Origin of the sequence: Streptomyces sp. NPDC014894 (assembly GCF_043080985.1) — a bacterium.
In the GTDB taxonomy this organism is placed as follows: Bacteria; Actinomycetota; Actinomycetes; order Streptomycetales; family Streptomycetaceae; genus Streptomyces.
Map to the genome: position 1 here is coordinate 17,892 of NZ_JBIBWD010000024.1, position 26,665 is coordinate 44,556.

28 protein-coding genes are annotated in these 26,665 nt (G+C 72.6%); 12 read left to right on the forward strand and 16 right to left on the reverse strand.

The window, feature by feature from the left end; translation table 11 throughout:
• Positions 1–4: 4 nt before the first annotated feature.
• Positions 5–1,477: a CynX/NimT family MFS transporter gene (locus tag ACF089_RS34545; protein WP_392035734.1), complete on the reverse strand. Its 1,473-nt coding sequence runs from the start codon at positions 1,475–1,477 to the stop codon at positions 5–7.
• A 103-nt stretch (positions 1,478–1,580) separates the two neighbouring features.
• Here ACF089_RS34545 and ACF089_RS34550 point away from each other — a divergent pair, with 103 nt between their 5' ends.
• Positions 1,581–2,399, forward strand: coding sequence for a FadR/GntR family transcriptional regulator (locus ACF089_RS34550; protein ID WP_392035866.1), 819 nt, complete (start codon positions 1,581–1,583; stop codon positions 2,397–2,399).
• Here the strand turns inward: ACF089_RS34550 and ACF089_RS34555 are convergent.
• The 3 genes from ACF089_RS34555 to fabG all read right to left on the reverse strand — a co-directional run bounded on the left by ACF089_RS34555 (position 2,378) and on the right by fabG (position 4,391).
• The gene (locus ACF089_RS34555; RefSeq protein WP_392035737.1) at positions 2,378–2,719 is read right to left on the reverse strand and encodes a hypothetical protein; all 342 of its coding nucleotides are present in this window, start codon (positions 2,717–2,719) and stop codon (positions 2,378–2,380) included. The genes ACF089_RS34550 and ACF089_RS34555 overlap by 22 nt on opposite strands.
• A 191-nt stretch (positions 2,720–2,910) precedes the next feature.
• The gene (gene fabI, locus ACF089_RS34560; RefSeq protein WP_392035740.1) at positions 2,911–3,681 is read right to left on the reverse strand and encodes an enoyl-ACP reductase FabI; all 771 of its coding nucleotides are present in this window, start codon (positions 3,679–3,681) and stop codon (positions 2,911–2,913) included.
• A 5-nt stretch (positions 3,682–3,686) separates the two neighbouring features.
• Positions 3,687–4,391 (reverse strand): 3-oxoacyl-[acyl-carrier-protein] reductase, encoded by a 705-nt coding sequence (gene fabG, locus ACF089_RS34565; RefSeq protein ID WP_392035743.1) that lies wholly within the window; start codon positions 4,389–4,391, stop codon positions 3,687–3,689.
• 282 nt (positions 4,392–4,673) lie between these two features.
• Between fabG and ACF089_RS34570 the strand changes: the two genes are divergently transcribed.
• The 3 genes from ACF089_RS34570 to tyrS are packed head-to-tail and all read left to right on the forward strand — an operon-like array spanning position 4,674 to position 8,905.
• A complete protein-coding gene (locus ACF089_RS34570) occupies positions 4,674–6,197 on the forward strand; it encodes a TldD/PmbA family protein (protein WP_392035745.1) in 1,524 nt (507 codons plus the stop codon).
• Positions 6,194–7,585 carry a metallopeptidase TldD-related protein gene (locus ACF089_RS34575; RefSeq protein ID WP_392035748.1) on the forward strand — a complete coding sequence of 464 codons (1,392 nt, stop codon included), beginning with the start codon at positions 6,194–6,196 and terminating at the stop codon, positions 7,583–7,585. Before ACF089_RS34570 ends, ACF089_RS34575 begins: the two co-directional genes overlap by 4 nt.
• Positions 7,586–7,642: 57 nt before the next feature.
• On the forward strand, positions 7,643–8,905 hold the full coding sequence (gene tyrS, locus ACF089_RS34580; RefSeq protein WP_392035751.1) for a tyrosine--tRNA ligase: 1,263 nt from the start codon (positions 7,643–7,645) through the stop codon (positions 8,903–8,905).
• Positions 8,906–8,978: 73 nt separating this feature from the next.
• On the opposite strand, the gene ACF089_RS34585 is transcribed toward tyrS, so the two are convergent.
• Positions 8,979–9,254 (reverse strand): GlsB/YeaQ/YmgE family stress response membrane protein, encoded by a 276-nt coding sequence (locus tag ACF089_RS34585; RefSeq protein ID WP_392035754.1) that lies wholly within the window; start codon positions 9,252–9,254, stop codon positions 8,979–8,981.
• A gap of 217 nt (positions 9,255–9,471) precedes the next feature.
• Between ACF089_RS34585 and ACF089_RS34590 the strand changes: the two genes are divergently transcribed.
• On the forward strand, positions 9,472–9,894 hold the full coding sequence (locus ACF089_RS34590; RefSeq protein ID WP_392035757.1) for a DUF3099 domain-containing protein: 423 nt from the start codon (positions 9,472–9,474) through the stop codon (positions 9,892–9,894).
• Positions 9,895–10,084: 190 nt separating this feature from the next.
• Positions 10,085–10,348 (forward strand): hypothetical protein, encoded by a 264-nt coding sequence (locus ACF089_RS34595; RefSeq protein ID WP_392035760.1) that lies wholly within the window; start codon positions 10,085–10,087, stop codon positions 10,346–10,348.
• Here the strand turns inward: ACF089_RS34595 and moaA are convergent.
• From moaA to ACF089_RS34610, 3 genes are all read right to left on the reverse strand, one after another.
• Positions 10,331–11,320: a GTP 3',8-cyclase MoaA gene (gene moaA, locus ACF089_RS34600; protein WP_392035763.1), complete on the reverse strand. Its 990-nt coding sequence runs from the start codon at positions 11,318–11,320 to the stop codon at positions 10,331–10,333. The genes ACF089_RS34595 and moaA overlap by 18 nt on opposite strands.
• 178 nt (positions 11,321–11,498) lie before the next feature.
• Positions 11,499–13,121 (reverse strand): cation acetate symporter, encoded by a 1,623-nt coding sequence (locus ACF089_RS34605; RefSeq protein WP_392035765.1) that lies wholly within the window; start codon positions 13,119–13,121, stop codon positions 11,499–11,501.
• On the reverse strand, positions 13,118–13,483 hold the full coding sequence (locus ACF089_RS34610; protein ID WP_392035767.1) for a DUF485 domain-containing protein: 366 nt from the start codon (positions 13,481–13,483) through the stop codon (positions 13,118–13,120). Before ACF089_RS34610 ends, ACF089_RS34605 begins: the two co-directional genes overlap by 4 nt.
• A gap of 286 nt (positions 13,484–13,769) precedes the next feature.
• On the opposite strand from ACF089_RS34610, the gene ACF089_RS34615 reads away from it, so the two are divergent.
• Positions 13,770–15,299, forward strand: a complete 1,530-nt coding sequence (locus tag ACF089_RS34615) for a S8 family serine peptidase (RefSeq protein ID WP_392035769.1) — start codon at positions 13,770–13,772, stop codon at positions 15,297–15,299.
• A gap of 109 nt (positions 15,300–15,408) precedes the next feature.
• Here ACF089_RS34615 and ACF089_RS34620 read toward each other — a convergent pair whose 3' ends face one another.
• A complete protein-coding gene (locus tag ACF089_RS34620; RefSeq protein WP_392035771.1) occupies positions 15,409–16,098 on the reverse strand; it encodes a lysoplasmalogenase in 690 nt (229 codons plus the stop codon).
• Positions 16,095–16,988, reverse strand: coding sequence for a sterol desaturase family protein (locus tag ACF089_RS34625; RefSeq protein ID WP_392035774.1), 894 nt, complete (start codon positions 16,986–16,988; stop codon positions 16,095–16,097). The genes ACF089_RS34620 and ACF089_RS34625 overlap by 4 nt, the downstream gene beginning before the upstream one ends.
• 393 nt (positions 16,989–17,381) lie before the next feature.
• Between ACF089_RS34625 and ACF089_RS34630 the strand changes: the two genes are divergently transcribed.
• From ACF089_RS34630 to ACF089_RS34645, 4 genes are read left to right on the forward strand one after another with little or no spacing between them, the layout of a single operon-like run.
• Positions 17,382–18,419: a DEDDh family exonuclease gene (locus tag ACF089_RS34630; RefSeq protein WP_392035777.1), complete on the forward strand. Its 1,038-nt coding sequence runs from the start codon at positions 17,382–17,384 to the stop codon at positions 18,417–18,419.
• A 33-nt stretch (positions 18,420–18,452) separates the two neighbouring features.
• Positions 18,453–19,241 carry an SURF1 family protein gene (locus tag ACF089_RS34635; protein WP_392035780.1) on the forward strand — a complete coding sequence of 263 codons (789 nt, stop codon included), beginning with the start codon at positions 18,453–18,455 and terminating at the stop codon, positions 19,239–19,241.
• A gap of 52 nt (positions 19,242–19,293) precedes the next feature.
• A complete protein-coding gene (locus ACF089_RS34640) occupies positions 19,294–21,081 on the forward strand; it encodes a glycoside hydrolase family 15 protein (protein ID WP_392035783.1) in 1,788 nt (595 codons plus the stop codon).
• Positions 21,082–21,085: 4 nt separating this feature from the next.
• Entirely contained in the window at positions 21,086–21,841 is a 756-nt protein-coding gene (locus tag ACF089_RS34645) for an SDR family oxidoreductase (protein ID WP_392035786.1), read from the forward strand.
• 462 nt (positions 21,842–22,303) lie between these two features.
• Here the strand turns inward: ACF089_RS34645 and amaP are convergent, their stop codons facing one another.
• From amaP to ACF089_RS34670, 5 genes are all read right to left on the reverse strand, one after another.
• Entirely contained in the window at positions 22,304–22,882 is a 579-nt protein-coding gene (gene amaP, locus ACF089_RS34650) for an alkaline shock response membrane anchor protein AmaP (protein ID WP_392035789.1), read from the reverse strand.
• 6 nt (positions 22,883–22,888) lie between these two features.
• A complete protein-coding gene (locus ACF089_RS34655) occupies positions 22,889–23,563 on the reverse strand; it encodes a DUF6286 domain-containing protein (RefSeq protein WP_392035792.1) in 675 nt (224 codons plus the stop codon).
• Positions 23,560–23,862, reverse strand: a complete 303-nt coding sequence (locus tag ACF089_RS34660; RefSeq protein WP_392035869.1) for a hypothetical protein — start codon at positions 23,860–23,862, stop codon at positions 23,560–23,562. The genes ACF089_RS34655 and ACF089_RS34660 overlap by 4 nt, the downstream gene beginning before the upstream one ends.
• Before the next feature lie 147 nt (positions 23,863–24,009).
• Positions 24,010–24,207 carry a hypothetical protein gene (locus tag ACF089_RS34665; RefSeq protein WP_392035795.1) on the reverse strand — a complete coding sequence of 66 codons (198 nt, stop codon included), beginning with the start codon at positions 24,205–24,207 and terminating at the stop codon, positions 24,010–24,012.
• 27 nt (positions 24,208–24,234) lie between these two features.
• A complete protein-coding gene (locus ACF089_RS34670; protein WP_392035798.1) occupies positions 24,235–24,723 on the reverse strand; it encodes an Asp23/Gls24 family envelope stress response protein in 489 nt (162 codons plus the stop codon).
• Between the two features lie 205 nt (positions 24,724–24,928).
• Here ACF089_RS34670 and ACF089_RS34675 point away from each other — a divergent pair, with 205 nt between their 5' ends.
• Positions 24,929–25,648, forward strand: a complete 720-nt coding sequence (locus ACF089_RS34675) for a hypothetical protein (RefSeq protein WP_392035801.1) — start codon at positions 24,929–24,931, stop codon at positions 25,646–25,648.
• A gap of 87 nt (positions 25,649–25,735) precedes the next feature.
• Here ACF089_RS34675 and ACF089_RS34680 read toward each other — a convergent pair whose 3' ends face one another.
• Positions 25,736–26,539: an enoyl-CoA hydratase/isomerase family protein gene (locus tag ACF089_RS34680; protein WP_392035804.1), complete on the reverse strand. Its 804-nt coding sequence runs from the start codon at positions 26,537–26,539 to the stop codon at positions 25,736–25,738.
• Positions 26,540–26,665: the final 126 nt, after the last annotated feature.

Below are 26,665 nucleotides of genomic sequence, written 5' to 3' on the forward strand. Positions count from 1 at the left end.
GGACTCAGTCTCGCATCCCGGTCTCGTCCTCGATCGTCCGGTCCCTGCCCGCGAGCACACCGAAGACGATCTGCGGCACCAGCAGCCCGGCCATCAGCGCGATCGGCAGATTCCAGCCGCCGCTGCGCTCGTAGAGCACACCGACGAGGAGGGGGCCGGGGATGGAGATCAGATAGCCGGTGGACTGGGCGAACGCCGAGAGCCGCGCGACTCCGCCGCCGGTCCTGGAGCGCAGACCGATCATGGTGAGGGCGAGCGGGAAGGCGCAGTTGGAGACGCCCAGCAGCAGCGCCCAGGCCCAGGCCCCGCCGGCCGGGGCGGTGAGCAGCCCGGCGTACCCGGTCAGTCCGCAGAGGCCGAGGGCGACGACGATGGGCCCCTGGCTCCGCAGCCGGGTGGCGAGCCGGGGGATGACGAAGGCGAGCGGCACCCCCATCACCATGATCACGGCGAGCAGCACGCCGGCGGTCCCCGCCGGGACTCCCGCGTCGCGGAAGATCTGCGGCATCCAGCCCATGGTGATGTACGCGCCGGTGGCCTGGAGGCCGAAGAAGCAGGCGAGGGCCCAGGCGGTGGGGCTGCGGACGATCCTCGGGGCGGGCCCCTCGGCGGAGGCGGAGGCTGAAGCCGGGGCTGAAGCGGAAGCCGGGACCGAGGCTGAAGCCGGGACCGAGGCGGAGGCCGGGTTCGAGGCGGAGGCCGAAGCTGAGGCGTCCCCGGACTCCACGACGGCCCCGGGCCCCTCCCCCGCCACGGAAGCGGACGCGCCCCCCGGCACTCCCCCCGGCGCGGCCTCGGACGCGGGAGCCCCGGCCGGCTCCGCGCGCCGGGCGCGGGCGATTCCCAGCCAGGGCAGTACGGCGAGGGCGGCGAGCAGCGCCCAGACCCCGAGGCCGATCCGCCAGCCGCCGCCCATGGCCGAGGTCAGGGGCACCGTGACGGCGGCGGCCGCCGAGGTGCCGACGGCCAGGGCCATGGAGTACAGCCCGGTCATCGAGCCGACGCGGTCGGGGAAGTACCGCTTGACGATCACCGGCATCAGAACGTTGCTCACCGCTATGCCCATCAGGGCGAGCGCGGTGGCGGCGAGGAATCCGGCCGTGCCGCCCGCGAACGGGCGGATCGCCAGCCCGGCCGCGATGGCGGCCATGCCCGCGCAGACCACCGCTCCGGGCCCGAAGCGCCGGGCGAGCCGGGGCGCGGCGATCCCGAAGACGGCGAAACACAGGGGCGGTACGGAGGTCAGCAGCCCGGCGACCGTGCCGCTCATCCCGAGTCCGGTGCGGACCTCCTCCAGCAGCGCGCCGAGGCTGGTGATCGCGGGGCGGAGGTTGAGCGCGGCCAGCACGATCCCGACCATCACCAGCGGGGTGAACCAGGCGGCGTGGCGCGGGGGCGACGGGTCCCGGGGCTCCTGGGAGCGGTCCGGGAGGGGGGCGTTCCCGGCGCGCGTGCCGGATCGGGTTTCGGAGGGCATGAGACCCATCATAGAATCATGGGATGAATGCATGTCCACTCGCCGACCACAGCCGCCCGCGGGGATCCGCGCCCCTTCGGAGGCGGACCGGGACGGGACCGCGATGAGCCTGACCTCGCCCCGCCGCGCCGGGCTCTCCGACCAGGTGATCGCCCAGTTGCGGAATCAGATCACCTCCGGCGAGTGGCCGGTGGGCTCACGGATTCCGACCGAACCGGAATTGGTCGAGCAGCTGGGGGTGGCCCGCAACACGGTCCGCGAGGCGGTCCGCGCCCTGGCCCACAACGGGCTGCTGGACATCCGGCAGGGCTCCGGCACCTATGTACGGGCGACCAGCGAGCTGGCCGGGGTCATGCACCGTCGGTTCTCCGGCGCGAGCCCCCGGAGCATCGCCGAGGTCCGCTCCACCCTGGAGTCGTCGGCGGCCCGGCTGGCGGCCGAGCGCCGCACGGAGAGCGAGCTGCGGCAGCTGGAGACCCTCCTCGCCCGCCGCGAGGAGGCCTGGGCGACCGGGGAGCCGGAGCGCTTCGTCACCGCCGACACCACCTTCCATCTGGCCGTGGTGGCCGCCTCGCACAATGAGGTCCTCGGCGAGCTGTACGCGGACCTGGGCGATCTTCTGCGGAACTGGCTGCGCGAGGACGTCGCGGGCGGGCTGCGCCCGGAGCACCATCTGGACCACGGCCGGCTGGTCGAGGCGATCCGCGCCGGCGACGGGGAGCGGGCGGCGGAGGAGGCGGCCGGCTATCCCTTCGTCTGTCTGGGCCTGAAGGAGCTGTACGCGGCGGCCCGGGAGGAGGAGGCGGAGGAGCGGGCCCGCCGGGGCGCAACGGGAGCGCCGACCCGCCAGGACACGCCGGGGGCGCACGCCTCCCGGGGCGGCCCCCCGGAATCCTCCGCTCAGGAGGACGGCAGCGGCTGATGACTGACCCAGACCGCGCGGATCTCCTTCCAGCAGCGGTCGGTCAGCGTCACCTCGCCCGCCGGATAGACCTCGGCGGGCGCGCTGTCCACATCGATGTCCCACCAGCGCTCGCACTCGATGTGCAGCCGCACCCGGTCGACCCCGGGGTTCGGATTGTGGCAGTGGGCGGTGGCGTGGGAGCCGTCGATCTCGGTGCGGCAGTCCGCCTCGTACCGTCGGGGCTCCGGTTCCGGTTCCTGGGCCGGCGCGTCGGGGGTCGCCCACAGGAGAAGCGTCACCGCGGCCAGTACGGGGGCTGAGCGCCGGATCATTCGCATGAGCAGGACCTCCTCGGCCGTACCGCGGCGCGATCGCGCCCCGGCTGCACCACAAGGGGGGTTGCCTCTCCACCCTGGCCGTGCCGGGGGCCGGGCGCGCGCCCGGGGGGCCGAATGGGCGACGCCCCGCCCCCCGCGCGCCGCGGGGGACGGGGCGTCGCACACCACCCGGTCCGGGTGGCGCGGGTAGCTCAGGCGCCCATCATGTGCACGCCGCCGTCGACGTGGACGATCTCGCCGGTGGTGCGCGGGAAGAAGTCGGAGAGCAGACCGACCACGCCTCGGCCCGCGGGCTCCGGGTCGGCCAGGTCCCAGCCGATGGGCGCGCGGTGGTTCCACACGTCCGCCAGGTCCTCGAAGCCGGGGATGGACTTCGCGGCCATGGACTTGAGCGGGCCCGCCGAGATCAGATTGCAGCGGATGCCCTGGGGGCCCAGATCGCGCGCCAGGTAGCGGTTGGTCGACTCCAGGGCGGCCTTGGCGACGCCCATCCAGTCGTACTTCGGCCACGCAACCTGCGCGTCGAAGGTGAGGCCGACGACCGAGCCGCCGGGCTTCATCAGCGGCAGGCAGGCCGTGGTGAGCGACTTGTAGGAGTACGCCGAGACCTGGACGGCGGTGGAGACGTCCTCCCACTCCCCCGCGAGGAAGTTGAACGCGCCCTGCGGGCCGAAGGCGATCGAGTGCACGATCCCGTCGAGGCCGGTGTCGTCGCTGGAGTGCTCACGGATCCGGTCCGCGAGCCCGTCCAGGTGCTCCTGGTTGGTGACGTCCAGCTCGATGACCGGAGCGGTCTTGGGCAGCCGCTTGGCGATCCGCTCCACCAGGCTCAGCCGGCCGAAGCCGGTGAGGATGACCTCCGCGCCCTCCTCCTGCGCCACCTTGGCGGCGTGGAAGGCGATGGACGCGTCCGTGAGGACGCCTGTGACGAGAATGCGCTTGCCGGCGAGGATTCCACTCATGGTGATCAGTGACCCATGCCCAATCCGCCGTCAACGGGGATGACGGCTCCAGTGATGTACGAGGCGTCGTCGGAGGCGAGGAAACGCACGGTGGCGGCGATCTCCTCCGGCTTCGCATAACGGCCGAGCGGCACCTGCGAGACGATGCCCGCACGCTGCTCCTCGGTGAGCACCTTGGTCATGTCGGTGTCGACGAAGCCGGGCGCGACCACGTTGAAGGTGATGTTCCGCGAGCCGAGTTCGCGGGCGAGGGAGCGGGCGAAGCCGACCAGGCCGGCCTTGGAGGCGGCGTAGTTGGCCTGTCCGGCCGAGCCGAGCAGTCCCACGACGGAGGAGATCAGGACGACGCGGCCCCTCTTCGCGCGGAGCATCGCGCGATTGGCGCGCTTGACCACACGGAAGGCGCCGGTGAGGTTGGTGTCGACGACGGAGACGAAGTCCTCCTCCGTCATCCGCATCAGCAACTGGTCCTTGGTGACGCCGGCGTTGGCCACCAGCACCTCCACGGGACCGTGCTTCTCCTCGATCTCCTTGAACGCCTGGTCGACCTGCTCGCTGTCGGTGATGTCGCACCGGACGGCCAGAAAGCCCTCCGGGGGCTCGCCCGAGCGATAGGTGATCGCGACCTTGTCGCCCGCGTCGGCGAACGCGCGGGCGATGGCGAGGCCGATGCCCCGGTTTCCTCCGGTGACGAGAACCGAGCGGCTCAACGGATCACCCTTTCGATAGCGGTCGTGGTACGACCGAAACTATCGGTCCCGCCCGCTCTGCGGAGAATCGGGCAGTGACAGCGCCTTCCTCCACTCCCTGTCGGGTCCCTACAGAAAGCGGCCGCGGGCCCGCCCTCCCGCGCACCGGGGACGGGTCCCTCCCGCGGCCGGAGGGCCGACCGCGCGGGCCGCTCCGCATGATTCACTGCCGGTCTGTAGTCACGAGTCGCGTTGGCCGAGAACCGGTCTGTCGTCGCGTCGGCCGAGAAGGGGAGGGCCCCTGTGCCCCATGACATCGATCAGACATTCCTCGCACTGCCTCTGCGCGCCCTCGCCGACGCGGCGCTCGCGCGGGCCCGGGCGCTCGGCGCCGACCACGCCGACTTCCGGTTCGAGCGGGTGCGCAGCGCGGCCCGGCGGCTGAGGGACGCCAAGCCGGCCGCGTCGTCGGACACCACGGACCTCGGGTACGCGGTCCGGGTGATCCACGGCGGCGCCTGGGGCTTCGCCTCCGGCGTCGACATGACGATGGACGCGGCGGCGAAGGTCGCGAGCCAGGCCGTGGCCATGGCGAAGCTGTCCGCGAAGGTGATCGCCGCGGCCGGTTCGGACGAGCGGGTGGAGCTGGCCGAGGAGCCGGTGCACGCGGAGAAGACCTGGGTCTCCTCGTACGAGATCAATCCGTTCGAGGTGGCCGACGAGGAGAAGACGGCGCTGCTGGCGCAGTGGAGCGCGCGGCTGCTGGCGGCGGACGGGGTGGCCCATGTGGACGCCTCGCTGCTGACGGTGCAGGAGAACAAGTTCTACGCGGACACCGCGGGCACCGTCACCACCCAGCAGCGGGTGCGGCTGCACCCGCAGCTCACGGCGGTGGCCGTGGACGAGACGACCGGCGGGTTCGACTCGATGCGGACGCTGGCGCCGCCGGTGGGCCGCGGCTGGGAGTATCTGACCGGCGCCGGCTGGGACTGGGACACCGAGCTGGAGGAGATCCCGGGGCTGCTCGCGGAGAAGATGCGCGCGCCGAGCGTCCAGGCCGGGCGGTACGACCTGGTGGTGGATCCGTCGAATCTCTGGCTCACCATCCACGAGTCGGTCGGCCACGCCACCGAGCTGGACCGGGCGCTGGGGTACGAGGCCGCGTACGCGGGGACCTCCTTCGCCACCTTCGACCGGCTGGGGAAGCTGGCGTACGGCTCGTCGGCGATGAATGTGACCGGCGACCGGACGGCCGAGCACGGGCTCGCCACCGTCGGCTACGACGACGAGGGCGTACAGGCGCAGTCCTGGGACCTGGTGCGGGGCGGCACCCTGGTCGGCTATCAGCTGGACCGGCGGATCGCTCGGCTGACGGGGCTGGGGCGTTCCAACGGGTGCGCGTACGCGGACTCCCCCGGCCATGTGCCCGTGCAGCGGATGGCGAACGTCTCGCTCCAGCCGGCCCCCGGCGGGCTGTCGACGGAGGATCTGATCGGCGGGGTGGAGCGCGGGATCTATGTCGTCGGCGACCGGTCGTGGTCGATCGACATGCAGCGCTACAACTTCCAGTTCACCGGGCAGCGGTTCTTCCGGATCGAGAACGGCCGGCTCGCCGGGCAGCTCAGGGATGTCGCGTACCAGGCGACGACGACGGAGTTCTGGGGCTCGATGGAGCAGGTGGGCGGTCCCCAGACCTATGTCCTGGGCGGTGCGTTCAACTGCGGCAAGGCCCAGCCGGGCCAGGTCGCCGCGGTCTCCCACGGCTGCCCCTCCGCCCTGTTCCGGGGCGTGAACATCTTGAACACGACGCAGGAGGCCGGTCGATGAGCCGCACCAGCAAGCCGTACGACATCGTCGAGCGCGCCCTCGCGCTCTCCACGGCCGACGGCTGTGTCGTCATCGCCGACGAGCACTCCTCCGCCAATCTCCGCTGGGCGGGGAACGCGCTGACCACCAACGGCGTCACCCGGGGCCGTACCCTCACCGTCATCGCGACCGTCGACGGCGCGGAGGGGACCGCGTCCGGGGTGGTCTCCCGGTCCGCCGTCACCCCGCAGGACCTGGAGTCGCTGGTGCGCGCGGCCGAGGCCGCCGCCCGGGCGTCGGAGCCCGCGGAGGACGCGCGGCCGCTGGTGGCCGGGGGGACGGCGTCGGCCGGTTTCACCGAGGCCCCGGCGGAGACGTCCTCGGCGGTCTTCGCGGACTTCGCGCCCGCGCTCGGCGAGTCCTTCGCCCGGGCCCGGTCCGGCGGGCGGGAGCTGTACGGATTCGCCAGTCACGAGATGACCTCCACCTATCTGGGCACCTCCACCGGGCTGCGGCTGCGGCACGACCAGCCGAACGGGACGCTGGAGCTGAACGCGAAGTCCCCGGACGGCTCGCGCTCGGCCTGGGCCGGCCGGTCCACCCGGGACTTCACCGATGTGGATCCGGCGGCGCTCGACGCCGAGCTGGCGCGGCGGCTGGAGTGGGCCCGGCGGCGGATCGAGCTGCCCGCCGGGCGGTACGAGACGCTGCTGCCGCCGACCGCGGTGGCGGATCTGCTGATCTACCAGCTGTGGTCGTCGACGGCCCGGGACGCGGTGGAGGGCCGTACGGTCTTCTCCCGGCCGGGCGGCGGCACCCGGGTCGGGGAGAAGCTCTCCCCGCTGCCGATGACCCTGCGCAGCGATCCGGAGGAGCCGGGTCTGCAGTCCGCGCCGTTCGTGATCGCGCACGCCTCGGGCGACGACGCCTCGGTCTTCGACAACGGTCTGCCGCTGGCGCGGACGGACTGGGTGCGCGAGGGGCGGCTGGAGCATCTGGTGACCACCCGGCACAGCGCGGCGCTGACGGGCCTGCCGGTCGCCCCGGGGGCCGGGAATCTGATTCTGGACGGCGGGGGCGAGCGCTCGCTGGAGGAGATGGTCGCGGCGACCGGTCACGGGCTGCTGCTGACCTGTCTGTGGTACATCCGGGAGGTGGACCCGGCGACGCTGCTGCTGACCGGGCTGACCAGGGACGGGGTGTATCTCGTGGAGAACGGCGAGGTCACGGGCGCGGTGAACAATTTCCGGTTCAACGAGTCGCCGGTGGATCTGCTCTCCCGGGCCACCGAGGCGGGCCGGACCGAGAAGACGCTGCCCCGGGAGTGGGGCGACTGGTTCACCCGTGCCGCGATGCCCGCGCTGCGGGTGCCCGATTTCAATATGAGTTCCGTCAGCCAGGGCGTATAACCTCGGAGGGGCCGAGAGGCACTTTCCGTACTGCACATCTGAGGAGACACGAGAGACGTGACGGACATCGTCGACGAGCTGCGGTGGCGCGGGCTGATCGCCCAGTCCACTGACGAGGACGCATTGCGCAAGGCGTTCGCGGACGGCCCCGTCACGTTCTATTGCGGATTCGACCCGACCGCGCCCAGCCTCCACCTGGGCAATCTGGTGCAGATCCTCACCATGCGCCGGATGCAGCTGGCGGGGAACCGTCCGCTGGGTCTGGTCGGCGGGGCGACCGGGCTGATCGGCGACCCCAAGCCGACCTCCGAGCGCACGCTGAACGAGCCGGAGATCGTCGCGGCCTGGGTCGAGCGGCTGCGGGCCCAGATCGAGCGGTTCCTCGACTTCGAGGGGCCGTACGCGGCGACCATGGTCAACAACCTGGACTGGACGTCGGGGATGTCGGCGATCGGCTTCCTGCGCGACGTCGGGAAGTACTTCCGGGTCAACAAGATGATCGCCAAGGAGGCGGTGTCCCGGCGGCTGAACTCCGACGCGGGGATCAGCTACACCGAGTTCAGCTACCAGATCCTCCAGGGCATGGACTACCTGGAGCTGTACCGCCGGTACGGCTGCACGCTGCAGACCGGCGGCAGCGACCAGTGGGGCAATCTGACCGCGGGCACCGATCTGATCCACCGGGTCGAGCCCGAGGCCAAGGTGCACGCCCTGTCCACGACGCTGATCACCAAGGCGGACGGCACCAAGTTCGGCAAGACCGAGTCGGGGACCGTCTGGCTGGACCGGGACCGGACCTCGCCGTACGCGTTCTACCAGTTCTGGCTGAACGCGGACGACCGCGATGTCTCGAAGTACCTGCGGATCTTCAGCTTCCGGTCCCGTGAGGAGATCGAGGAGCTGGAGCGGCTGACCGAGGAGCGTCCGCAGGCGCGGGCGGCGCAGCGGGCGCTGGCGGAGGAGCTGACGACGCTGGTGCACGGCGCGGACGACTGCGCGGCGGCGGTGTACGCCTCCAAGGCGCTGTTCGGGCAGGGCGAGCTGGCCGATCTGGACGAGGCCACGCTGCGCTCGGCGCTCTCCGAGCTGCCGCACGCCAAGGTGGCCGAGCCCCTGCCGGTGGTGGATCTGCTGGTGGAGGTCGGTCTGGTGGCGAGCAAGTCGGCGGCCCGGCGGACCGTGAAGGAGGGCGGGGCCTACGTGAACAATGTGAAGGTCACGGCCGAGGACGCGATTCCGGCGGCCGGGGAGCTGCTGCACGGGCGCTGGCTGGTGCTGCGCCGGGGCAAGAAGAATCTGGCGGCCGTCGAGATCGGCTGAGGCAGCCGGTGCGACGGCGCACGGCGGCCGGACGGAATGCTCCGTCCGGCCGCCGTGCGGCGTGCGGCGCCGGTCAGGCGCGCTGCCGGTTGCCGCGCATCGCGATCCAGGCGCGGTCGCCGATGAAGACCAGGACGACGGCGAAGATCAGTTGCAGGGCGTGGCGTCCCCAGTCGAAGCCCGGGGTCTCCTCGATGCCCATTCCGCCGGCGGCCCAGTTGCCGAGCACCGCGCCGCCGATGCCGCAGATGGTGGCCAGCCACAAGGGAAGGTGCTGTTTCCCGGGCAGGATCGCCTTCGCGATCAGGCCCAGCACGAATCCCACGATGATCGCCCACAACCAGCCCATGGCTGCCTCCTCGTACGGCTCCGCGTGAGCAGTTACGCCGTCAGTCTCGGCCCATCGCGGCTACCTCGCATGTCGGAGGCGTCCATACGCGCGGTGACGGAGCGCGGGCGATCGTCTGGTGGCCGCCCCCGCTCTCGTCGGCGGGCCGGGGGCGGCGTACCGTGGAAGCCGTCAGGACCGGCGCGCGTCCGACAGGGAAAACAGGTGGTGGAATGTGATGCGGAAGCAGACGAACGCCGAGGTCTTCCGGATCACCGGGGCCCGGCAGGGGCTCGCGGACGATGTCCGCGGACGTCAGCGCCGCTATGTGATCTCGATGTCGGTGCGGACCCTGTCCGTCGTGCTCGCGGCGGTGCTGTGGAATGTGGAACGGCATGTGGCGATCGTGGCGCTGGTGCTGGGGATTCTGCTCCCCTACGTCGCCGTGGTCATCGCCAACGCGGGCCGGGAAAGCGTGCCTTCGCTGCCCTCGGCGTATGTGGTCGACGCGCCTCTTCCCCCCGCTCTGCCGTCCGGCGCACCGGCGGCGGAGGGTCCCGGTCCGGAATCCCAGCCGGAATCCGGTGTGCGGGACGGCGTGCCGGGCGCGGCCAGCGCCGGCCGGTCCGGGGAGAGCGCGCGGGAGCGCGAAGCGGGCTGAGGGGCCGCCGATCCGGGGTGCCGATCCTCAGGAAAACCTCAGACTCTTTCGTGAAGTTCCGGTGCACCGCACCCGGTTACCCATGACATACTTCGTACGCGCTCCGCATCCCCCGTCGGAGCGACGGACCGACGCCGGGCAGCTCCCCCCGTGGCTGCCCGGCGTCGCCATGTAGTGGAGCATTGCGCACGTGAGCGACGAGTCCCCGATCTGTTCGGCCAAGGGCTGCCGTGCCCCCGCGGTGTGGGTGCTGGCCTGGAACAATCCGAAGCTGCACACGCCTGAGCGCCGCAAGACCTGGCTCGCGTGCGAGGAGCACCGTGAGCATCTGTCGAGCTTCCTCGGCGTCCGGGGCTTTCTCAAGGACGTGGTGACGCTGGCGGAGTGGGAGTCCGGCGCCGGCGGTCCGGACGCGCCGGGGGCGTCCGGGGACGGCTCAGCCGCCGATCGCTGACATGGGCCGCTGCGGCTGGAGGAACGACGGGTCGTCGAGGCCCGAGCCCGCCTTCTTGCCCTGTGTCGCCGTCCGCCAGAGCTGGGCTATCTCCTCGTCGGAGGCGTCCGAGCGGAGCGCGGCCCGCAGATCCGTCTCCTCCCTCGCGAAGAGGCAGGTGCGCACCTGACCGTCGGCGGTGAGCCGGGTCCGGTCGCAGGCGGAGCAGAAGGGGCGGGTGACGGAGGCGATCACGCCGACCCGGTGCGGTCCGCCGTCGACCAGCCAGCGTTCGGCCGGGGAGGATCCGCGCTCGTCGCCGCCCTCGGGGGTGAGGGTGAAGCGGGTGCGGAGCGAGGTCAGGATGTCGCCCGCCGTGATCATTCCGTCGCGCTTCCAGCCGTGCTGGGCGTCGAGCGGCATCTGCTCGATGAAGCGCAGCTCGTACCCCTCGGCGACGGCCCAGGCGAGCAGCTCGGGGGCCTCGTCGTCATTGACGCCGGGCATCAGCACCGTATTGACCTTGACGGGGGTGAGCCCCGCGGCGCGGGCGGCGCGGAGGCCGGCCAGGACGTCGTGGTGGCGGTCGCGGCGGGTGAGCCGCCGGAAGATCTCGGGGCTGAGGGTGTCGAGGGAGACATTGATCCGGTCCAGTCCGGCGGCCCGGAGGGCGGCGGCGGTGCGCTGGAGGCCGATGCCGTTGGTGGTGAGCGACATCCGGGGGCGGGGGGCGAGGCGGGCGCAGCGCTCGACGACGGAGACCAGTCCGGGGCGGAGCAGCGGCTCCCCGCCGGTGAAGCGGACCTCGGTGACGCCGAGGAGGGTGACGGCGATCCCGACCAGCCGGACTATCTCGTCGTCGGTGAGCAGATCGGGCTTGGCGAGCCACTGCAGGCCCTCTTCCGGCATGCAGTACGTGCACCGCAGATTGCACCGGTCGGTCAGCGAGACCCGCAGGTCGGTGGCGACCCGGCCGTAGGTGTCCAGAAGCACGGCACATCCCTCCCCTCCGGAGCGTCTCTGCGTCGAGCCTACGTCAGGGCGCCGACAGCGCCGGGCCCCGGTGAGCCCGGGAGCCCTGCGGGGCCGGGCCGCGCGAGGTCGCGCGATCCGGCCCCGCGGGGTTTCCCCGCAGGTCAGCGGGGTCCGGCGCGGCCGGGTTTCCCGCCGGTCAGTGGGCTCCGGTGCCGGTGAGGGACTTGACCTCCAGTTCGGCGTACTTGCCGCTGTCGGGCTTCTCCTTGGAGAGGACCGAGCCGAGCCAGCCGAGCAGGAAGCCCAGCGGGATGGAGACGAGGCCCGGGTTCTCCAGGGGGAACCAGTAGAAGTCGGCGTTCTTGAACATGGACGTGGGCTTCCCGGAGACGACCGGGGAGAAGAGGACCAGGACCACGGAGGAGACGAGGCCGCCGTAGATGGACCACAGCGCGCCCTGGGTGGTGAATTTCTTCCAGAAGAGGCTGTAGAGGATCGTCGGCAGATTCGCGGAGGCGGCGACGGCGAAGGCGAGGGCGACCAGTCCGGCGACGTTGAGGTCGCGGGCGAGCGCGCCGAGTCCGATGGAGACGACGCCGATGGCGACGGTCGCCCAGCGGGCGGCGCGGACCTCTTCCTTCTCGGTGGCCTTCCCCCGGCGGATGACGTTGGCGTAGATGTCGTGGGCGAAGGAGGAGGACGAGGCGAGGGTGAGTCCGGCGACGACGGCGAGGATGGTGGCGAAGGCGACGGCCGAGATCACGGCGAGCAGGATCGCGCCGCCCGCGGAGTCCGTTCCGCCGATGTGGAGGGCGAGCAGCGGGGCGGCCGTGTTGCCCGCCTTGTTGGACTCGGTGATCTCCGCCGGTCCGACCAGGGCCGCGGCTCCGAAGCCGAGCGCGATCGTCATCAGGTAGAAGGCGCCGATGATGCCGATGGCCCAGTTGACGGACTTGCGGGCGGCCTTCGCGGTGGGGACGGTGTAGAAGCGGATCAGGATGTGCGGGAGTCCGGCGGTGCCGAGGACCAGGGCGATGCCGAGCGAGATGAAGTCCAGTTTGGAGGTCCCGGTGGCCCCGTACTTGAGGCCGGGCTCCAGGAAGGCCGATCCGTGGCCGCTCTTCGCGGCGGCGGTGCCGAGCAGGTCCGAGATGTTGAAGTTGAACTTCAGCAGCACCAGGAAGGTGATGAGGAGGGTGCCCGCGATGAGGAGGACCGCCTTGACCATCTGGACCCAGGTGGTGCCCTTCATGCCGCCGATGGTGACGTACAGGATCATCAGCACGCCGACGAGGGCGACGATGAGCACCTTGCCGCTGTCGCTGGTGATGCCGAGGAGCAGCGAGACGAGGACGCCGGCCCCGGCCATCTGCGCGAGCAGGTAGAAGATCGAGACGACGATGGTGGAGGTGCCGGCGGCGGTGCGCACCGGGCGCTGGCGCATCCGGTACGCGAGCACGTCGCCCATGGTGAACCGGCCGGAGTTGCGCAGCGGTTCGGCGACGAGCAGCAGGGCGACGAGCCAGGCCACCAGGAAGCCGATGGAGTACAGGAAGCCGTCGTAGCCGAAGAGGGCGATGGCGCCCGCGATGCCGAGGAAGGACGCGGCGGACATGTAGTCGCCGGAGATCGCCAGGCCGTTCTGGAAGCCGGTGAACTGGCGTCCGCCGGCGTAGAAGTCGGCGGCGCTCTTGGTCTGGCGGCCGGCCCGGACGGTGATGAAGAGGGTGGCGACGACGAAGGCCCCGAAGAGGGTGATGATCAGCGGCCGGTGTTCGGTGGTGGCGCTCTGGGCCGCGAGCTGGAGGGCGCTGGTCACAGTTCGGCCTCCATCCGGGTCTTGATGGCCTCGGCCTTGGGGTCGAGCCGGGCCGCCGCGTGGCGCGAGTAGAGCCAGGCGATGAGGAAGGTGGTGGCGAACTGGGCGAGGCCGAGGACGAGGGCCACATTGATGTTGCCGAAGAGCCGGGTGCCCATGAAGTCGCCGGCGTAGCTGGAGAGCAGGACGTACAGCAGGTACCAGAGGATGAACGCGACGGTCAGGGGAAAGGCGAACGAGCGGTAGGAGTGGCGCAGTTCGCCGAACTCGGCGCTCTTCTGCACCGCGACGAACTGCTCGGTCGTGGGCTGCGCGGGGCCGGTGTCCCTGGGGCCGTCGGGCGGCGGTGCATCGGTAGCCACGGATTCTCCTCGTGACGCGGGAGCGGTGGGGATGGACAAGGCGGGGCCTTCGTTCGAGCGGGTTCAGCGGGGCGGTCCGATGGTGCTCCACCCCCTGACAACGGCACGGAGAGCACGCCGGGGCGGTTCAACATCGGCCTTTTTTCTTCACGATCGACGTTTTCCGTTCAGGTTTTCCGCTCGTACGCATTGATGGCGATCAAGATCGGCGATAGCTTCGCTGGTCATGTACCCGTCCAGGCGCACCAGGTGCCCGGGCGGTCGTCACGGATGATGTGGAGAACCCATGGCTCATCTGGGAACCAGACGGCGGCGTGCCCTCGCCCTGCCCGTCGGCCTGGCGCTCACGGCCTCGCTCGGCTTCCTTCCGGCGGCGTCGGCCACGGCCGCGCCCGCCGCCCCGCCCGCCTCGGTGGTGACCGACGGCCCGAAGCTGTCGTACGTGGTCAACGTCGACGGCGGCCGGAAGACCGTGAAGTCGGTCAAGAAGGAGATAGCCAGGGCCGGTGGCTCGATCGTGATCGCCTACGACCAGATAGGCGTCATCGTCGTCCACTCGCAGAACCCGGACTTCGCCAAGACGATCCGCACCGTGCGCGGCGTGGAGTCGGCGGGCGCGACCCGGACCGCTCCGATGGCCGCCGCCACGGACACCTCGACCGGGTCCGAGCGGCCGCTGACCGCCCAGGAGGCGGTGACGTCGGCGTCGAAGGCCGAGGCCGAGCAGGACCCGCTGGAGCCGCTCCAGTGGAGCCTCCCCGCGATCGAGGCGGACAAGGCCCACAAGCGGACCCTCGGCAGCAAGAAGGTCACGGTCGCGGTCATCGACACGGGCGTCGACGACACCCACCCCGACCTCGCGCCCAACTTCGACCAGCGCGCCTCGGCGAACTGTGTGACCGGCAAGCCGGACACCACGCCCGGCTCCTGGCGTCCGGCCGCCGGCGAGAGCGACCACGGCACCCATGTCGCGGGCACCATCGCCGCCGCCAAGAACGGGGTCGGCGTCACCGGCGTCGCGCCCGGTGTGAAGGTCTCCGGCATCAAGGTGTCGACCACCGCCGGCTTCTTCTACACCGAGGCGGTCGTCTGCGGCTTCGTCTGGGCGGCCGAGAAGGGCGTCGAGATCACCAACAACAGCTACTACACGGACCCGTGGCTGTTCAACTGCAAGAACGACCCGGACCAGACGGCCCTGGTCGAGGCGGTCTCCCGGGCCACCACGTACGCCGAGCGCAAGGGCGCGGTGAATGTGGCCGCGGCGGGCAACGACGGTCTGGATCTGGCGGCGGACGAGCTGAAGGACACCACCAGCCCGAACGACACCACGCCGGTGGACCGGGTCATCGACCCGAGCGAGTGCCTGGACATTCCGACGCAGATCCCGGGTGTGGTGACCACCTCCTCGCTGGGCGCGAAGGGTCTGAAGTCCTCGTTCTCCAACTACGGCGACGGTGTGATCGACATCTCCGCCCCCGGCGGCGACCGCACGGCCTACCAGCAGCCGGACGCCCCGGCCACCGACGGCCGGATCCTCTCCACGAGCACGGGCGGCCGGTACGTCTACAAGGCCGGTACGTCGATGGCCACGCCGCACGCGGCGGGCGTGCTCGCGCTCATCAAGTCGAAGCACCCGGGCGCTTCCCCGGCCGCGCTGAAGGCGCTGCTGTACGCGCAGGCGGACGACCGCGCCTGCACCAACCCGTACGACTACAACGGTGACGGCACCGTGGACGCGGTCTGCGAGGGCGGCAAGAAGAACAACGGCTTCTACGGCGCGGGCGTCGTGAACGCGCTGGACGCGGTTCGCCGGTAACGGGCGAACCGCTCCGCGAGGAGCGGGAGGGGGCCGGGCGCGGTGATCGCGCCCGGCCCCCTCGGTCATTTCGGGTACGTACCCGGAAGCGGCCGCCCGTCCTCTCCCGTCAGCCGGCGCGGCCGTCCGGCGCGGGGGCCCCGGGGAGCGTGCGGGCGGAGGCGGTCAGCACGCCGAGGGCGAGGGTCAGCTGGGCCGCGCAGTAGAGGAACATGATCCAGAAGTCGGCGGCCGGGGGCTGCGGCAGCCCGGCGATCCCGGTGGCGATGATCAGGTCCGAGACCAGGAAGAGCGCCCCGCCCGCGCCGACGACCGCTCCCAGCGCGCTCGCCCGCCAGGCCGTGAAGGCCAGCAAGGCCGCGTATCCGGCGACGGGGAGCCGCAGTTCGGCGGGGAGTCCGGGCCACAGCAGGGCGACGGCCGCGACCAGCAGGACGGCGTAGAGCGGTCCGAGCCCCCGGGGCGGCGCGGCGCGCCCGAAGAGCCGCAGATAGCAGAGGTGCCCCAGGGCGAAGAGCCCCATGCCCGCCAGGAAGGCCCACGCGGCGTCGAGGAGCAGGAACACGTCCCCGCCCCAGCCGAGCAACAGCGCGGCGACCAGCGTGCGCGGGCCGCCCCGTACCGCGACGAAGGCGGCGAGCAGCGGCATCAGCAGCGGTTTGGCGATCCGGTGGCCGGTCTCCGCGCCCGCGAGGAGCGAGCCGAGGTCGGCGAGTACGGCGAGGGCGAAGGCGGCGAGCAGGGCCGCGGCGAGGCGCTCGCGGGTCCGGGGCGCGAGGGGTGCGGGCGGGGTGGTCATACGGTCCGTCCGGCGGTCGGGGCGGCGGGGGCAGCGGCGGGCGGGTCCTGCTCGGGGCGCGGCGGGGGCTGCCGGCCGGGGCCGCGGAAGATCCGTCCGGCGCGCTCCCGCCAGGTGGCGGCGGCCCGGAGGTCGCGGGCGATGGCGGCGTACTCGTGGGTGGCGACCCGCAGCGGGTTGTGGGTGTCGATGTTCTTGGTGAGCCCGAAGACGCACCGCTCGGTCTCCGGGGCGAAGGATCCGAAGAGCCGGTCCCAGACGATGAGGATGCCGCCGAAGTTGCGGTCGAGATAGCCGCCCTGGGAGGCGTGGTGCACCCGGTGGTGCGAGGGCGTGTTGAACAGGTACTCGAAGGGTCCGGGAAGTCTGCCGACGCGCTCGGTGTGCACCCAGAACTGATAGACGAGGTTGACGGAGGAGCAGAGCGCGAGCGCGGCCGGATGGACCCCGCAGGCGACCAGCGGCAGATAGAACGGCCAGACGGTGAGGCTCGTCCAGGGCTGGCGCAGGGCGGTGGTGAGGTTGAACTTCCGGCTGGAGTGGTGGACCACGTGGCAGGCCCACAGGATCCGTACGACGTGGTGGCCGCGGTGGGACCAGTAGTAGAGGAAGTCCTGCGCGAGCAGCATCAGGGGCAGGGTCCACCACAGGAGGGGGACCCGGGCGGGGGTGAGTTCGTAGACCGCCGTGTAGATCGCGACGATGGGGATCTTCCACAGGAGGTCGAAGAGGAGACTGCCCAGTCCCATGGTGATGCTGGTGGCCGAGTCCTTGGTCCCGTAGCCCGCGGCGGCCGCGTCGGGGCGGAACCGGCAACTGGCCATCTCCACCGCGGTGAGCAGCACGAAGGCGGGTATGGACCACAGCACGACATCGGGCGGGTTCGGCATGGGTGCACCGTATGGGCGGTGGCCGGGGCGGGGCTAGACGCTGTTACCGACAAGTATGTGAGACAGATTGTCAGCATGTTTTGGCGGGTTCCGCCAAGTCCGGGGCGGGGCGCGGGTCCGCGCGGGAGGCCCGGGGCGGGGCGTCGGACGCGAGGCATCGGACGCGGGACGTCGGACGAGGGGCTCGCGGGCCGGAGCGAAGGGGACGGGGGCGGCTCACCGGGCCCGGTGAAGGGACCGGGCGGCGGGACGCGCGACGGTCCGGGCGGGGGCCGCCGGGCCGGACGGGCCGCCGGGGCACGGTGCGGCCGCGCGCGGGCGCAGGAGTACCGAAGGAGCCTACAGGGCAGGCGGATCGGACACTGTCAGTGGGGGCCCGTATTCTCTGTGACCATGCTCGACGACAGCACCACAGCAGCGACGGCGTGGCCGGCCGCGTATCCGCGGGGATACGCGGTCGTCGACGTGGAGACCACCGGCCTCGCGCGCGACGACCGGATAATCTCCGCTGCCGTGTACCGGCTCGACGTCTTCGGCGACGTGGAGGACCACTGGTACACCCTGGTCAACCCGGAGCGTGATCCGGGCCCGGTGTGGATCCACGGTCTGACGAGCGATGTGCTGGAGAGCGCGCCGCTGTTCGGCGACATCGCCGAGGAGTTCTCCGAGCGGCTCGCGGACCGGGTCCTGGTCGCGCACAACGCGGTCTTCGACTGGTCCATGATCGCCCGGGAGTACGCACGGGCCCGGCGCACCGCCCCCACCCGCCAGCGGCTCTGCACCATCGCGCTCTCCAAGGAGCTGGCGCTGCCGCTGCCCAATCACAAGCTGGCGTCGCTGGCCGCGCACTTCGGCGTCGTCCAGCAGCACGCGCACCACGCGCTGGACGACGCGCGGGTGCTGGCGGAGGCGTTCCGCCCCAGTCTGCACAGCGCGGCGCGGGAGGGCGTCCGGCTGCCGCTGCTGGAGTGCCGTCCGCTGACCGAGTGGTCGGACTCCCCCGCCACCCCGCGCGTCGGCCCCCAGGCCTCGTACGGCAGATCCCCCTCCGGGCGGTACGGGCCGGGCAGCTGGCGTCCCTCGCGCAAGCGGCCGGCCTGCCCCCATCCCAACCCCGGGCGGTACGAGACGGGGAAGCCGCTGAAGCAGGGCATGCGGGTGGCGATCTCCGGCGACACCTCCATCGACCGGGAGCTGCTGGAGGACCGGGCCGTCGAGGCCGGACTGCACATCGCCACCAGCGTCTCCCGGCTGACCAGTCTGCTGGTGACCAACGACCCCGGCGCGGTGACCTCCAAGACCGCCCGGGCGAAGTCGTACGGCACGCCGGTGATGGACGAGGCGGCCTTCACCCAGCTGCTGCGCGATGTGACCCCGGCGGACGGGACGGGTCCCGAGGCGCGGCGCGCGGCGGAGGAGGACCCAGCGTGAGGCCCGTCCGGACCGACAGGTACGGTCGAAGCCGTGTATCGCTTCCTGTTGTCCCGGCAGTGGGTGTCCCTGACCCTCATCGGCCTCGTGCTCATCCCGTCGATGATCGAGCTGGGTTTCTGGCAGTTCCACCGGCATGAGCGCCGGGTCGAGCAGAACGCCCTGATCGCGCGGAATCTGGCGGACAAGCCGGTCCCGGTGACCGAGCTGACCTCCCCCGGGCACACCGTCCCCCGCTCGGACTACTGGCGCGCGATCACCGCCACCGGTGTCTACGACACGGAGAACGAGGTCGTCGTACGCCGCCGGGTCAACGCCGACGAGAAGGTCGGCGCCCAGGTGCTGACCCCGCTGGTGCTCGCCGACGGGCGGGCCGTCCTGGTCAACCGCGGCTGGATCCCGCTGGCGGCGGACCAGAAGGCCTACCCCGAGGTGCCGCCCGCGCCCAGGGGCACGGTGACCGTCACCGGACGGCTCAAGGCGGACGAGACCACCAGGGGCAGCGGGATCAAGGACCTCGCGGGGCTGCCGGACCGCCAGGTCATGCTGATCAACAGCGAGCAGCGGTCCGAGGCCATCGGCAGGCCGGTGCTCGGCGGCTATCTGGAGCAGACCGCCCCGAGGCCCTCCGGGACGCTCCCCGAGCTGATCCCCGAGCCCGACCACGACTCCATCGGCGCGCACATGGCCTACGCGGTCCAGTGGTGGCTGTTCGTCGCCGGAGTGCCCATCGGCTATGTGATCCTCGTCCGCCGTGAGGTGCGCGACCGGCGCGAGGCGGCGGCGAAGAGCGCCCCGGAACCGGCCCCCGCGAACGCCTGACACGCCCGCGCCGTCTGATTGGCCCTCGCGTACGGCGGGAATGCGCCACAGCGTGACCCTACGCATCGAGGACTACGCCCTGATCGGCGATCTCCAGACAGCGGCGCTGGTCGGCACGGACGGCTCCATCGACTGGCTCTGCCTGCCCCGCTTCGACTCCGCGGCCTGCTTCGCCGCCATCCTCGGCGACCAGGACAACGGCCACTGGCGGATCGCCCCCAAGGGGGCGGGGCCCTGCGCCCGGCGCGGCTACGCGGGCGACTCCCTCGTACTGGAGTCGGTGTGGGAGACCCGCACCGGCACGGTCAAGGTCGTCGACTTCATGCCGCAGCGCGAGGAGACGCCCGATGTGGTGCGGATCGTGGAGGGCGTCTCGGGCTCGGTCGAGATGGAGTCCGTGCTCCGGCTGCGTTTCGACTACGGCTCGGTGGTGCCGTGGATGCGGCGCGCGGACGGCCGCCGGGTGGCGATCGCCGGCCCCGACTCGGTCTGGCTGCGCAGCGAGCCGCCGGTCAAGACCTGGGGCCAGCAGTTCAGCACCGTCTCGTCGTTCACGGTCGGCGAGGGCGAACGGGTGGCCTTCGTCCTGAGCTGGCACCCCTCGCACCGGCAGCGCCCGGACCAGGTGGACCCGTTCGAGGCGCTGGAGACCAGCCTGCGGGACTGGAGCGAGTGGGCCGACCGCTGCCGCGCCGAGGGCCCCTACCGGGAGGCCGTGGTCCGCTCCCTGATCACCCTCAAGGCGCTCACCTACGGCCCGACGGGCGGTATCGTCGCCGCCCCCACCACCTCGCTCCCGGAGGAGCTGGGCGGCGTACGGAACTGGGACTACCGCTTCTGCTGGCTGCGGGACTCCACCCTCACCCTGGACGCGCTCCTCGACGCGGGCTATCAGGACGAGGCCGCCTCCTGGCGGGACTGGCTGCTGCGGGCGGTGGCGGGCGACCCGGCCGACCTCCAGATCATGTACGGGCTGGGCGGGGAGCGCCGGCTGCCGGAGACGGAGCTGCCGTGGCTCTCGGGATACGCCGGCTCCGCCCCCGTACGCACCGGGAACGCGGCCGTCAAACAGCTCCAGCTCGATGTGTACGGCGAGGTGATGGACTCGCTCTTCCTCGCCCGGGAGGCGGGCCTGCCGACCCAGCGGCACGCCTGGTACCTCCAGCTCAGCCTGCTCGGCTTCCTGGAGTCGAAGTGGCGCGAACCGGACGAGGGGCTGTGGGAGGTGCGCGGCCCGCGCCGCCACTTCGTGCACTCCAAGGTGATGGCGTGGGTGGCGGCGGACCGCGCCGTGCGGACGCTGGAGTCGGATCCCTCGCTGCGCGGCGACGCCGACCGGTGGCGGGCCATGCGCGACGAGGTGCACCGGGAGGTGTGCGAGAAGGGGTACGACCCCCGGCGCAACACCTTCACCCAGTCCTACGGCTCCGCCCAACTGGACGCGGCGACGCTGCTGATCCCCCGGGTCGGCTTTCTGCCGCCGGAGGACCCCAGGGTGATCGGCACCGTGGACGCGGTCCGGGAGGAGCTGGGCGCCGGGGGCGGGCTGGTGCGCCGCTACAGCACCGCGGGCGTCACCGTGGACGGGCTGCCGGGGGACGAGGGCGCGTTTCTGGCGTGCTCGTTCTGGATGGCGGACGCCCTGCGGATGACCGGCCGGGTGAAGGAGGCGCGGGAGCTGTTCGAGCGGCTGCTCGCGCTCCGCAACGACGTAGGGCTGCTCGCCGAGGAGTACGACCCGGCCTCGGGCCGTCAGCTGGGCAACTTCCCCCAGGCGTTCAGCCATATCGCCCTGGTGACCACGGCTCTCGCGCTGAGCCGGGAGGAGACGGCAGGATAGCCCCATGGATCTTGGACTGAGGGACCGTGTCTACGTGGTGACCGGCGCTTCGCGCGGGCTGGGCAACGCCTGTGCGCGGGCGCTGGTCGCCGACGGCGCGAAGGTCGTCATCACCGGACGCGACGAGAAGACCGTCATGGACGCCGCGGCCGAGCTGGGCCCGGACGCGGTGGGCGTGGCGCTGGACAACGCCGACCCGGAGGGCGCGGACCGGTTGGTCGCGGCGGCCCGCGCGCACTTCGGCCGGTTCGACGGGGTGCTGATCAGCGTGGGCGGCCCGGCCCCGGGCTTCGCCGCGGACAATACGGACGAGCAGTGGCGGGCGGCGTTCGACTCGGTCTTCCTGGGCGCGGTGCGTCTGGCCCGTACGGCGGCCGGGGAGCTGGGCGAGGGCGGGGTGATCGGCTTCGTGCTCTCCGGGTCGGTCCATGAGCCGATCCCGGGCCTGACGATCTCCAACGGCCTGCGCCCTGGTCTGGCGGGCTTCGCCAAGTCCCTCTCCGTCGAACTCGGCCCGCGGGGCATCCGGGTGGTCGGCCTCCTGCCGGCCCGCATCGACACCGACCGGGTCCGGGAGCTGGACGCCCTCTCCGGCGACGCGGACGCGGCCCGCGCCGCGGGCGAGTCCCGTATCCCGCTGCGCAGGTACGGCACCCCCGAGGAGTTCGGCGCGGCCGCCGCCTTCCTCCTCTCCCCCGCCGCGTCCTACCTCACCGGCGTCATGCTCCCCGTCGACGGGGGCGCGCGCCACGGGTTCTGACCCGCGGCCGGGCGAGGGGGGCCGGGCGAGCCCGGCGGTGGGCGGGTGCGGGCTCCGCGCGTACGGCCACGGCGGGCGGATACGGGCGGGGGTCCGGGCCGGCTCGGCGGCGGGCGGGGCGCGCGTACGGGCGGCGTGTATGCCGCGTGGCGCGTACGGCCGGGGCGCGCGCCCGTGCCCGGCGGGGCCGGGACCAGCTCATCCGGCGCGTACAAGCGGGGTGCGTACGGCGGGGGCGGGGCGAGCCCCGGCGAGGGGGTATGGGCTCGGCGCCTACGGCGGTGGGCGAGGGCGGCGTACGAGCCGGACCCCGCCCGAGGCCCGGCGGGCGGGATCCGGGAGGCGGGATCCGGGATCCGGGATCCGGGATCCGGGGTCCGGGAGGCGGGATCCGGGATCCGGGATCCGGGGTCCGGGAGGCGGGAGGCGGGATCCGGGAGGCGGGGTCCGGGAAGACGGGTCCTAGCTCACCCGGCGGGCCCGGTGCTTGGCCTCCTTGAGGCGGACCTCCGCGGGCAGTTCGGCCGCCCCCGCCGACTCCCTCGCCCGCGCCAGCGCCCCGGACGTCAGCCCGTCGAGCGTCGCCGCGGGCGAGGCGAACGGCTCCAGCCGGAGCCCCAGCCTCGCGGCGGGCCGCTCCCGCCGCCCGGTCAGCCGGACCCGCGCCCGCTCCACGCCCGGCAGCGACTCCGCCTCGCTCCCCAGGACGTTTTCGAGCGCGCTCCCGCGCAGCCGCGCGCCCTCCCCGTCGCCGCTGTCGACGACGATCTCGGCCGGGCGGGCCCGCCGCAGCTGCGCGAGGAGCAGCCACAGCGCCAGCAGCACCAGGACCGCGAGCGCGGCGATCACGGTGGGCCACCACCAGCCCTCGTCGCGCCAGCGCATCCGGTCCGCCGTACTCAGCAGCACATCGCGACGACCGTGCCAGGGCCACCAGGACGGCACCCCGAGCCCGGCGCCGGCCGCCAGCACCGCGCCTCCGCCGCACACCAGCACCAGGCCCGCGAGGGCGAGCACCACACGATTGACGACCCGCAGCATTCCGTGTCACCTCTTCCTGGCCGGCGGCCGCGAGACCCGTACGGACGGCGACGGCGGCTTGGCGAGGCCGAGTTCGGCGATCGCCGCGTCGACCGCGCCGTCCAGATCCGTGCGTACGTCGTCGAGTTCGCGGAAGTGGGCGCGGGCCCGCACCGAGACCTTCCGGCGGCGCATCCGCACCCGTACCGACTGGACCCCGGGCACCTCCATCGCCCGGTCGCGCAGCACCAGCGCCGCCGCGTCGCGGGTGAGACCGGCCCGTACGGCGGGGTCGTCACGGCGCATGGGGAGCAGGGCGCGCAGCCCGGGCGTGGCGGCGATCACCAGCAGACAGAGGCCGAGGAGCGCGACGGCGGCCGCGGCCGCCAGCACCCAGGGCTCTTCGAGCCGCCATTCGGCCAGCCGGTCGGCGGTGACGCGCCGCCACCGCATGGCCGGCCGGTCCGCGCGCACCGCCGCGATGTCGTAGAGCAGGATTCCGGCCCCGCCGAGCACCGCGGCCGCGAGGAGCGCGGCGGGGATTCTGCGCCCCGACCAGAACCGCCCGGCCTTCGCCTTCTTGGGGCTCGGCACCAGAAAGGGCCCGGCCGCGGCGTCCGGTCCCGAGGTGTCGCCCGGTCCCGAGGTCCCGTCCGGTCCCGAGGTGTCGCCCGGCGCGGTCCGGTGGGTCGGCTCGGTCATCGGATCCTCCCCTGCGCGGTGCCGCGCGAGTGCGCCGAGTGCAGCTGTTCGACCAGGACGGACACCTCGGGCACCGACATTCCGGCGAGGCCGCGCACGCGTTCGACCACGCGGCGGCGTACCGCTCCGCACTGCGCGCCGATGTCGGAGGGGTAGTCGAGTTCGAGGCTGATCCTCACCCGGGCGGCGTCGTCGCGGACCACGACCGAGGCGTGCGGCGCCTCGCCGCCCGCCGGTACGGTCCCGATCGCCTCCCGGGCCGCCTGTGCGGCGATCTTCGCCACGACCCGGTCGGCGATGACCGTCGCGCCCCGGTCCCGGGCCGCGACGACGGCGGCCCCGGATCCGGGGGCCGAGGCCCGGCCGTCCGGACGGTCCGCCCGTGCGCCGGGCGGACCGCCGTCGTGTTCCGCTTCCGCGTCGGTGTGCTCCGTGGCCACCGTGCGTCACCGCCGCCGTTCGCCGCGCTCACGGCCACGGCCGCGGAAGAACTCTCCCGGTTCGAGGTCGCCCTCCAGAAAGCGCCCGGCCACAAACCCGACCGCGCCGAGGGCGGCGATCAGCAGAAACGCGCCGAACCCGCCGAAGTACCCGGCGAAGCCGAGCGCCATGCCGGCCACCATGCCGACCACAGCCATGCTCATCTGAGCTCCTCTCATGGGACGCGCGGGCTACTGAAGTCGTGGTTCCGGCTCGTCCTCTTCGTCCTCGGGCAGCTTCACATCGCTGACCGCGATATTGACCTCGACGACCTCCAGGCCGGTCATCCGCTCCACCGCGGAGATCACGTTCTCGCGCACCGCGCGGGCGACATCGCCGATGGAGACGCCGTAGTCGACGACGATCTCCAGGTCGAGAGCGGTCTGCACCTCGCCGACCTCGGCCTTCACCCCACGGGTGGCATTGGATTTCTGCCCGCCCGGCACCCGGTCGCGGACCGCGCCGAAGGTGCGGGAGAGACCGCTGCCCATGGCGTGCACACCGACCACATCGCGGGCGGCGAGCCCGGCGATCTTCTCGACGACTCCGTCGGCGATGGTGGTGCGGCCCCGTGAGCCGGGGTCACCACCGCCGCCGCGCTTGCCGCTGGAGGACTTCCGCAGCTCCCTCGACTCGTCGCCCGAGCCGCCGGAGGGCTCATGTCCGGTTCGTTCGCTCATCGCCTTGCGTCCTTTCCGGGGTTTGCCGCTGTCGGGCCGTGCGCCGGACGCCCGGCTTCCGGTGGTACCGGGGCCGTCGTCCGGGACGCGCCGACGCCTGGGGTGTCCAGGGGATCCGGCACCTCGCGTGATCCGGAGGACACCCTCCAGCCCACACTAAGCGCGGTTGCCCGCTCTCGCTCCGGGGATGCGGCAGGGTGGAGCAATGACCACTGCTGACGCGGTACGCGGACGACTCGGCCTGGGCAGGCTGCTTCCCCTGGGCGGACCCGAGGACGGGGCCTGGCTGACCGAGCGGGCGGCCGACGGCGTGCTCCGGCGCGCGGCGGCCGGCATCGCCGGGGCGGAGCTGGGGAAGGTGCGGCTGGCCCTCGTGGACCCGGAGGGAGCGGGTTCTCCGGCGGTGCCGCCTCCGCCGAGCGCCCTGCCGCCGGGGCCGCTCGCGATCGAGGCGGAGTTCACCGCCACCGCCGAGCGGCCGCTGCCCGTCGTCGCCGACGCGCTGCGCGAGGCCCTGTTCTCGGCCGCGACGGCGTTTCTGGAGCTGTCGGTCGAACGGGTGGATCTACGGGTGACGGCGCTGGTGGACTCGTTGACGAACGCCCCCGGAGCCGCCACCGCCACCGCTCCCGAAGCTCCGGCGGACGCGGCGCCGACGGACACGGCGGACGGGACGGGCGGGACGAGTGAGACGGGCGAGGCGGCGCCGGCCGTCCGGGCGGCGGCCTCCGCCCCCGGCGTCGCCCGGCTGACGTCGACCCTGGGCGCACCCGTACGGCTCGCGTCCGACCATGTCCGGGTCGAGGTGGCGATCGCGCCCGGGAGCCGCCCGCTGGCCGTGGCCCGGGCGGTCCGCACGGCGGTGTCGGCGGTCCTGGAGGACGACCGCCCGGTATCGGTGCTGGTCACAGATGTGCCGGGGTGATCGGAGCCCCATACGCGCGCAGGGGCGATCCATGGACCCGCCCGATGGTGCGAGGTCCGAAGCTCCCGCACGCTCGTGCGGGGTCCGTCAGTCGCCGAGGCCCGCCAGGTCCCGGAGCCGGCGCGCCTGTGCCGCGCGTTCGGCGGCGAGCTGATCGTCGTACGAACGTGTCGCCGCGCCCCGGAGCAGCGCCTTGGTCTCGATGACCGCCTCACGCGGTGCGGAGAGCAGCGCGGAGGCGAGATCCCGTACCGCCTCGTCGAGGTCCGTGCCGGGCACCACCAGATTGGCGAGTCCGGTGCGCTCGGCCTCCTCTGCGTGCACGAAGCGTCCGGTGGCGCAGATCTCCAGCGCGCGGGCGTACCCGACGAGCGCCACCAGCGGGTGGGTGCCCGTGAGATCGGGGACGAGTCCGAGGCTGGTCTCGCGCATGGCGAACTGCACGTCCTGCGCGACGACCCGGAGGTCGCAGGCGAGGGCGAGCTGGAACCCGGCGCCGATCGCATGGCCCCGAACGGCCGCGATCGTCACGATGTCGCTCCTGCGCCACCAGGTGAACGCCTCCTGGTACTCGGCGATGGCGGCGTCGAGTTCCGCGTCCGAACGGCGCGCCAGATCGAGGAACGACGGCTCGCCGTCGAAACCCTCCGGCGTGAAGGCCTGCCGGTCGAGTCCTGCGGAGAAGGACTTGCCCTCACCGCGCAGAACCACGATCCGCACAGAGCCCGGGAGCGACCGACCCGCGTGCGCCAGGGCCCGCCACAGGGCGGGAGACTGTGCGTTGCGCTTGGCGGGGTTGGTCAGGGTCACCGTGGCGACGGTGTCCTCGACGGTGAGCCGTACGCCGTCCTTGTCCAGCACGATCTCGTGCGCGGAGTCGGGCGAAGTCATGGGGCGCCTCCGGTTCGGGTGCAGTGTCCGTGCAGACGCAGACTAGCTAAGCGACTGCACAGTAACCACCCTCCGCCGGTCACCCTGGGGCGACCGGCGGCCGGTGATCCACTGCCGGCGTCTGCC

Coding starts and splice junctions, on each gene's coding strand:
- ACF089_RS34555 (WP_392035737.1), bottom strand. CDS start 2,719: ATGCGAATGATCCGGCGCTCAGCCCCCGTACTGGCCGCGGTGACGCTT.
- ACF089_RS34625 (WP_392035774.1), bottom strand. CDS start 16,988: ATGCCGAACCCGCCCGATGTCGTGCTGTGGTCCATACCCGCCTTCGTG.
- ACF089_RS34665 (WP_392035795.1), bottom strand. CDS start 24,207: ATGAGCATGGCTGTGGTCGGCATGGTGGCCGGCATGGCGCTCGGCTTC.
- ACF089_RS34550 (WP_392035866.1), top strand. CDS start 1,581: ATGAGCCTGACCTCGCCCCGCCGCGCCGGGCTCTCCGACCAGGTGATC.
- ACF089_RS34670 (WP_392035798.1), bottom strand. CDS start 24,723: ATGAGCGAACGAACCGGACATGAGCCCTCCGGCGGCTCGGGCGACGAG.
- ACF089_RS34575 (WP_392035748.1), top strand. CDS start 6,194: ATGAGCCGCACCAGCAAGCCGTACGACATCGTCGAGCGCGCCCTCGCG.
- ACF089_RS34645 (WP_392035786.1), top strand. CDS start 21,086: ATGGATCTTGGACTGAGGGACCGTGTCTACGTGGTGACCGGCGCTTCG.
- amaP (WP_392035789.1), bottom strand. CDS start 22,882: ATGCTGCGGGTCGTCAATCGTGTGGTGCTCGCCCTCGCGGGCCTGGTG.
- ACF089_RS34615 (WP_392035769.1), top strand. CDS start 13,770: ATGGCTCATCTGGGAACCAGACGGCGGCGTGCCCTCGCCCTGCCCGTC.
- ACF089_RS34680 (WP_392035804.1), bottom strand. CDS start 26,539: ATGACTTCGCCCGACTCCGCGCACGAGATCGTGCTGGACAAGGACGGC.
- ACF089_RS34545 (WP_392035734.1), bottom strand. CDS start 1,477: ATGCCCTCCGAAACCCGATCCGGCACGCGCGCCGGGAACGCCCCCCTC.
- ACF089_RS34675 (WP_392035801.1), top strand. CDS start 24,929: ATGACCACTGCTGACGCGGTACGCGGACGACTCGGCCTGGGCAGGCTG.
- ACF089_RS34590 (WP_392035757.1), top strand. CDS start 9,472: ATGCGGAAGCAGACGAACGCCGAGGTCTTCCGGATCACCGGGGCCCGG.
- ACF089_RS34585 (WP_392035754.1), bottom strand. CDS start 9,254: ATGGGCTGGTTGTGGGCGATCATCGTGGGATTCGTGCTGGGCCTGATC.
- ACF089_RS34655 (WP_392035792.1), bottom strand. CDS start 23,563: ATGACCGAGCCGACCCACCGGACCGCGCCGGGCGACACCTCGGGACCG.
- fabI (WP_392035740.1), bottom strand. CDS start 3,681: ATGAGTGGAATCCTCGCCGGCAAGCGCATTCTCGTCACAGGCGTCCTC.
- ACF089_RS34620 (WP_392035771.1), bottom strand. CDS start 16,098: ATGACCACCCCGCCCGCACCCCTCGCGCCCCGGACCCGCGAGCGCCTC.
- ACF089_RS34630 (WP_392035777.1), top strand. CDS start 17,382: ATGCTCGACGACAGCACCACAGCAGCGACGGCGTGGCCGGCCGCGTAT.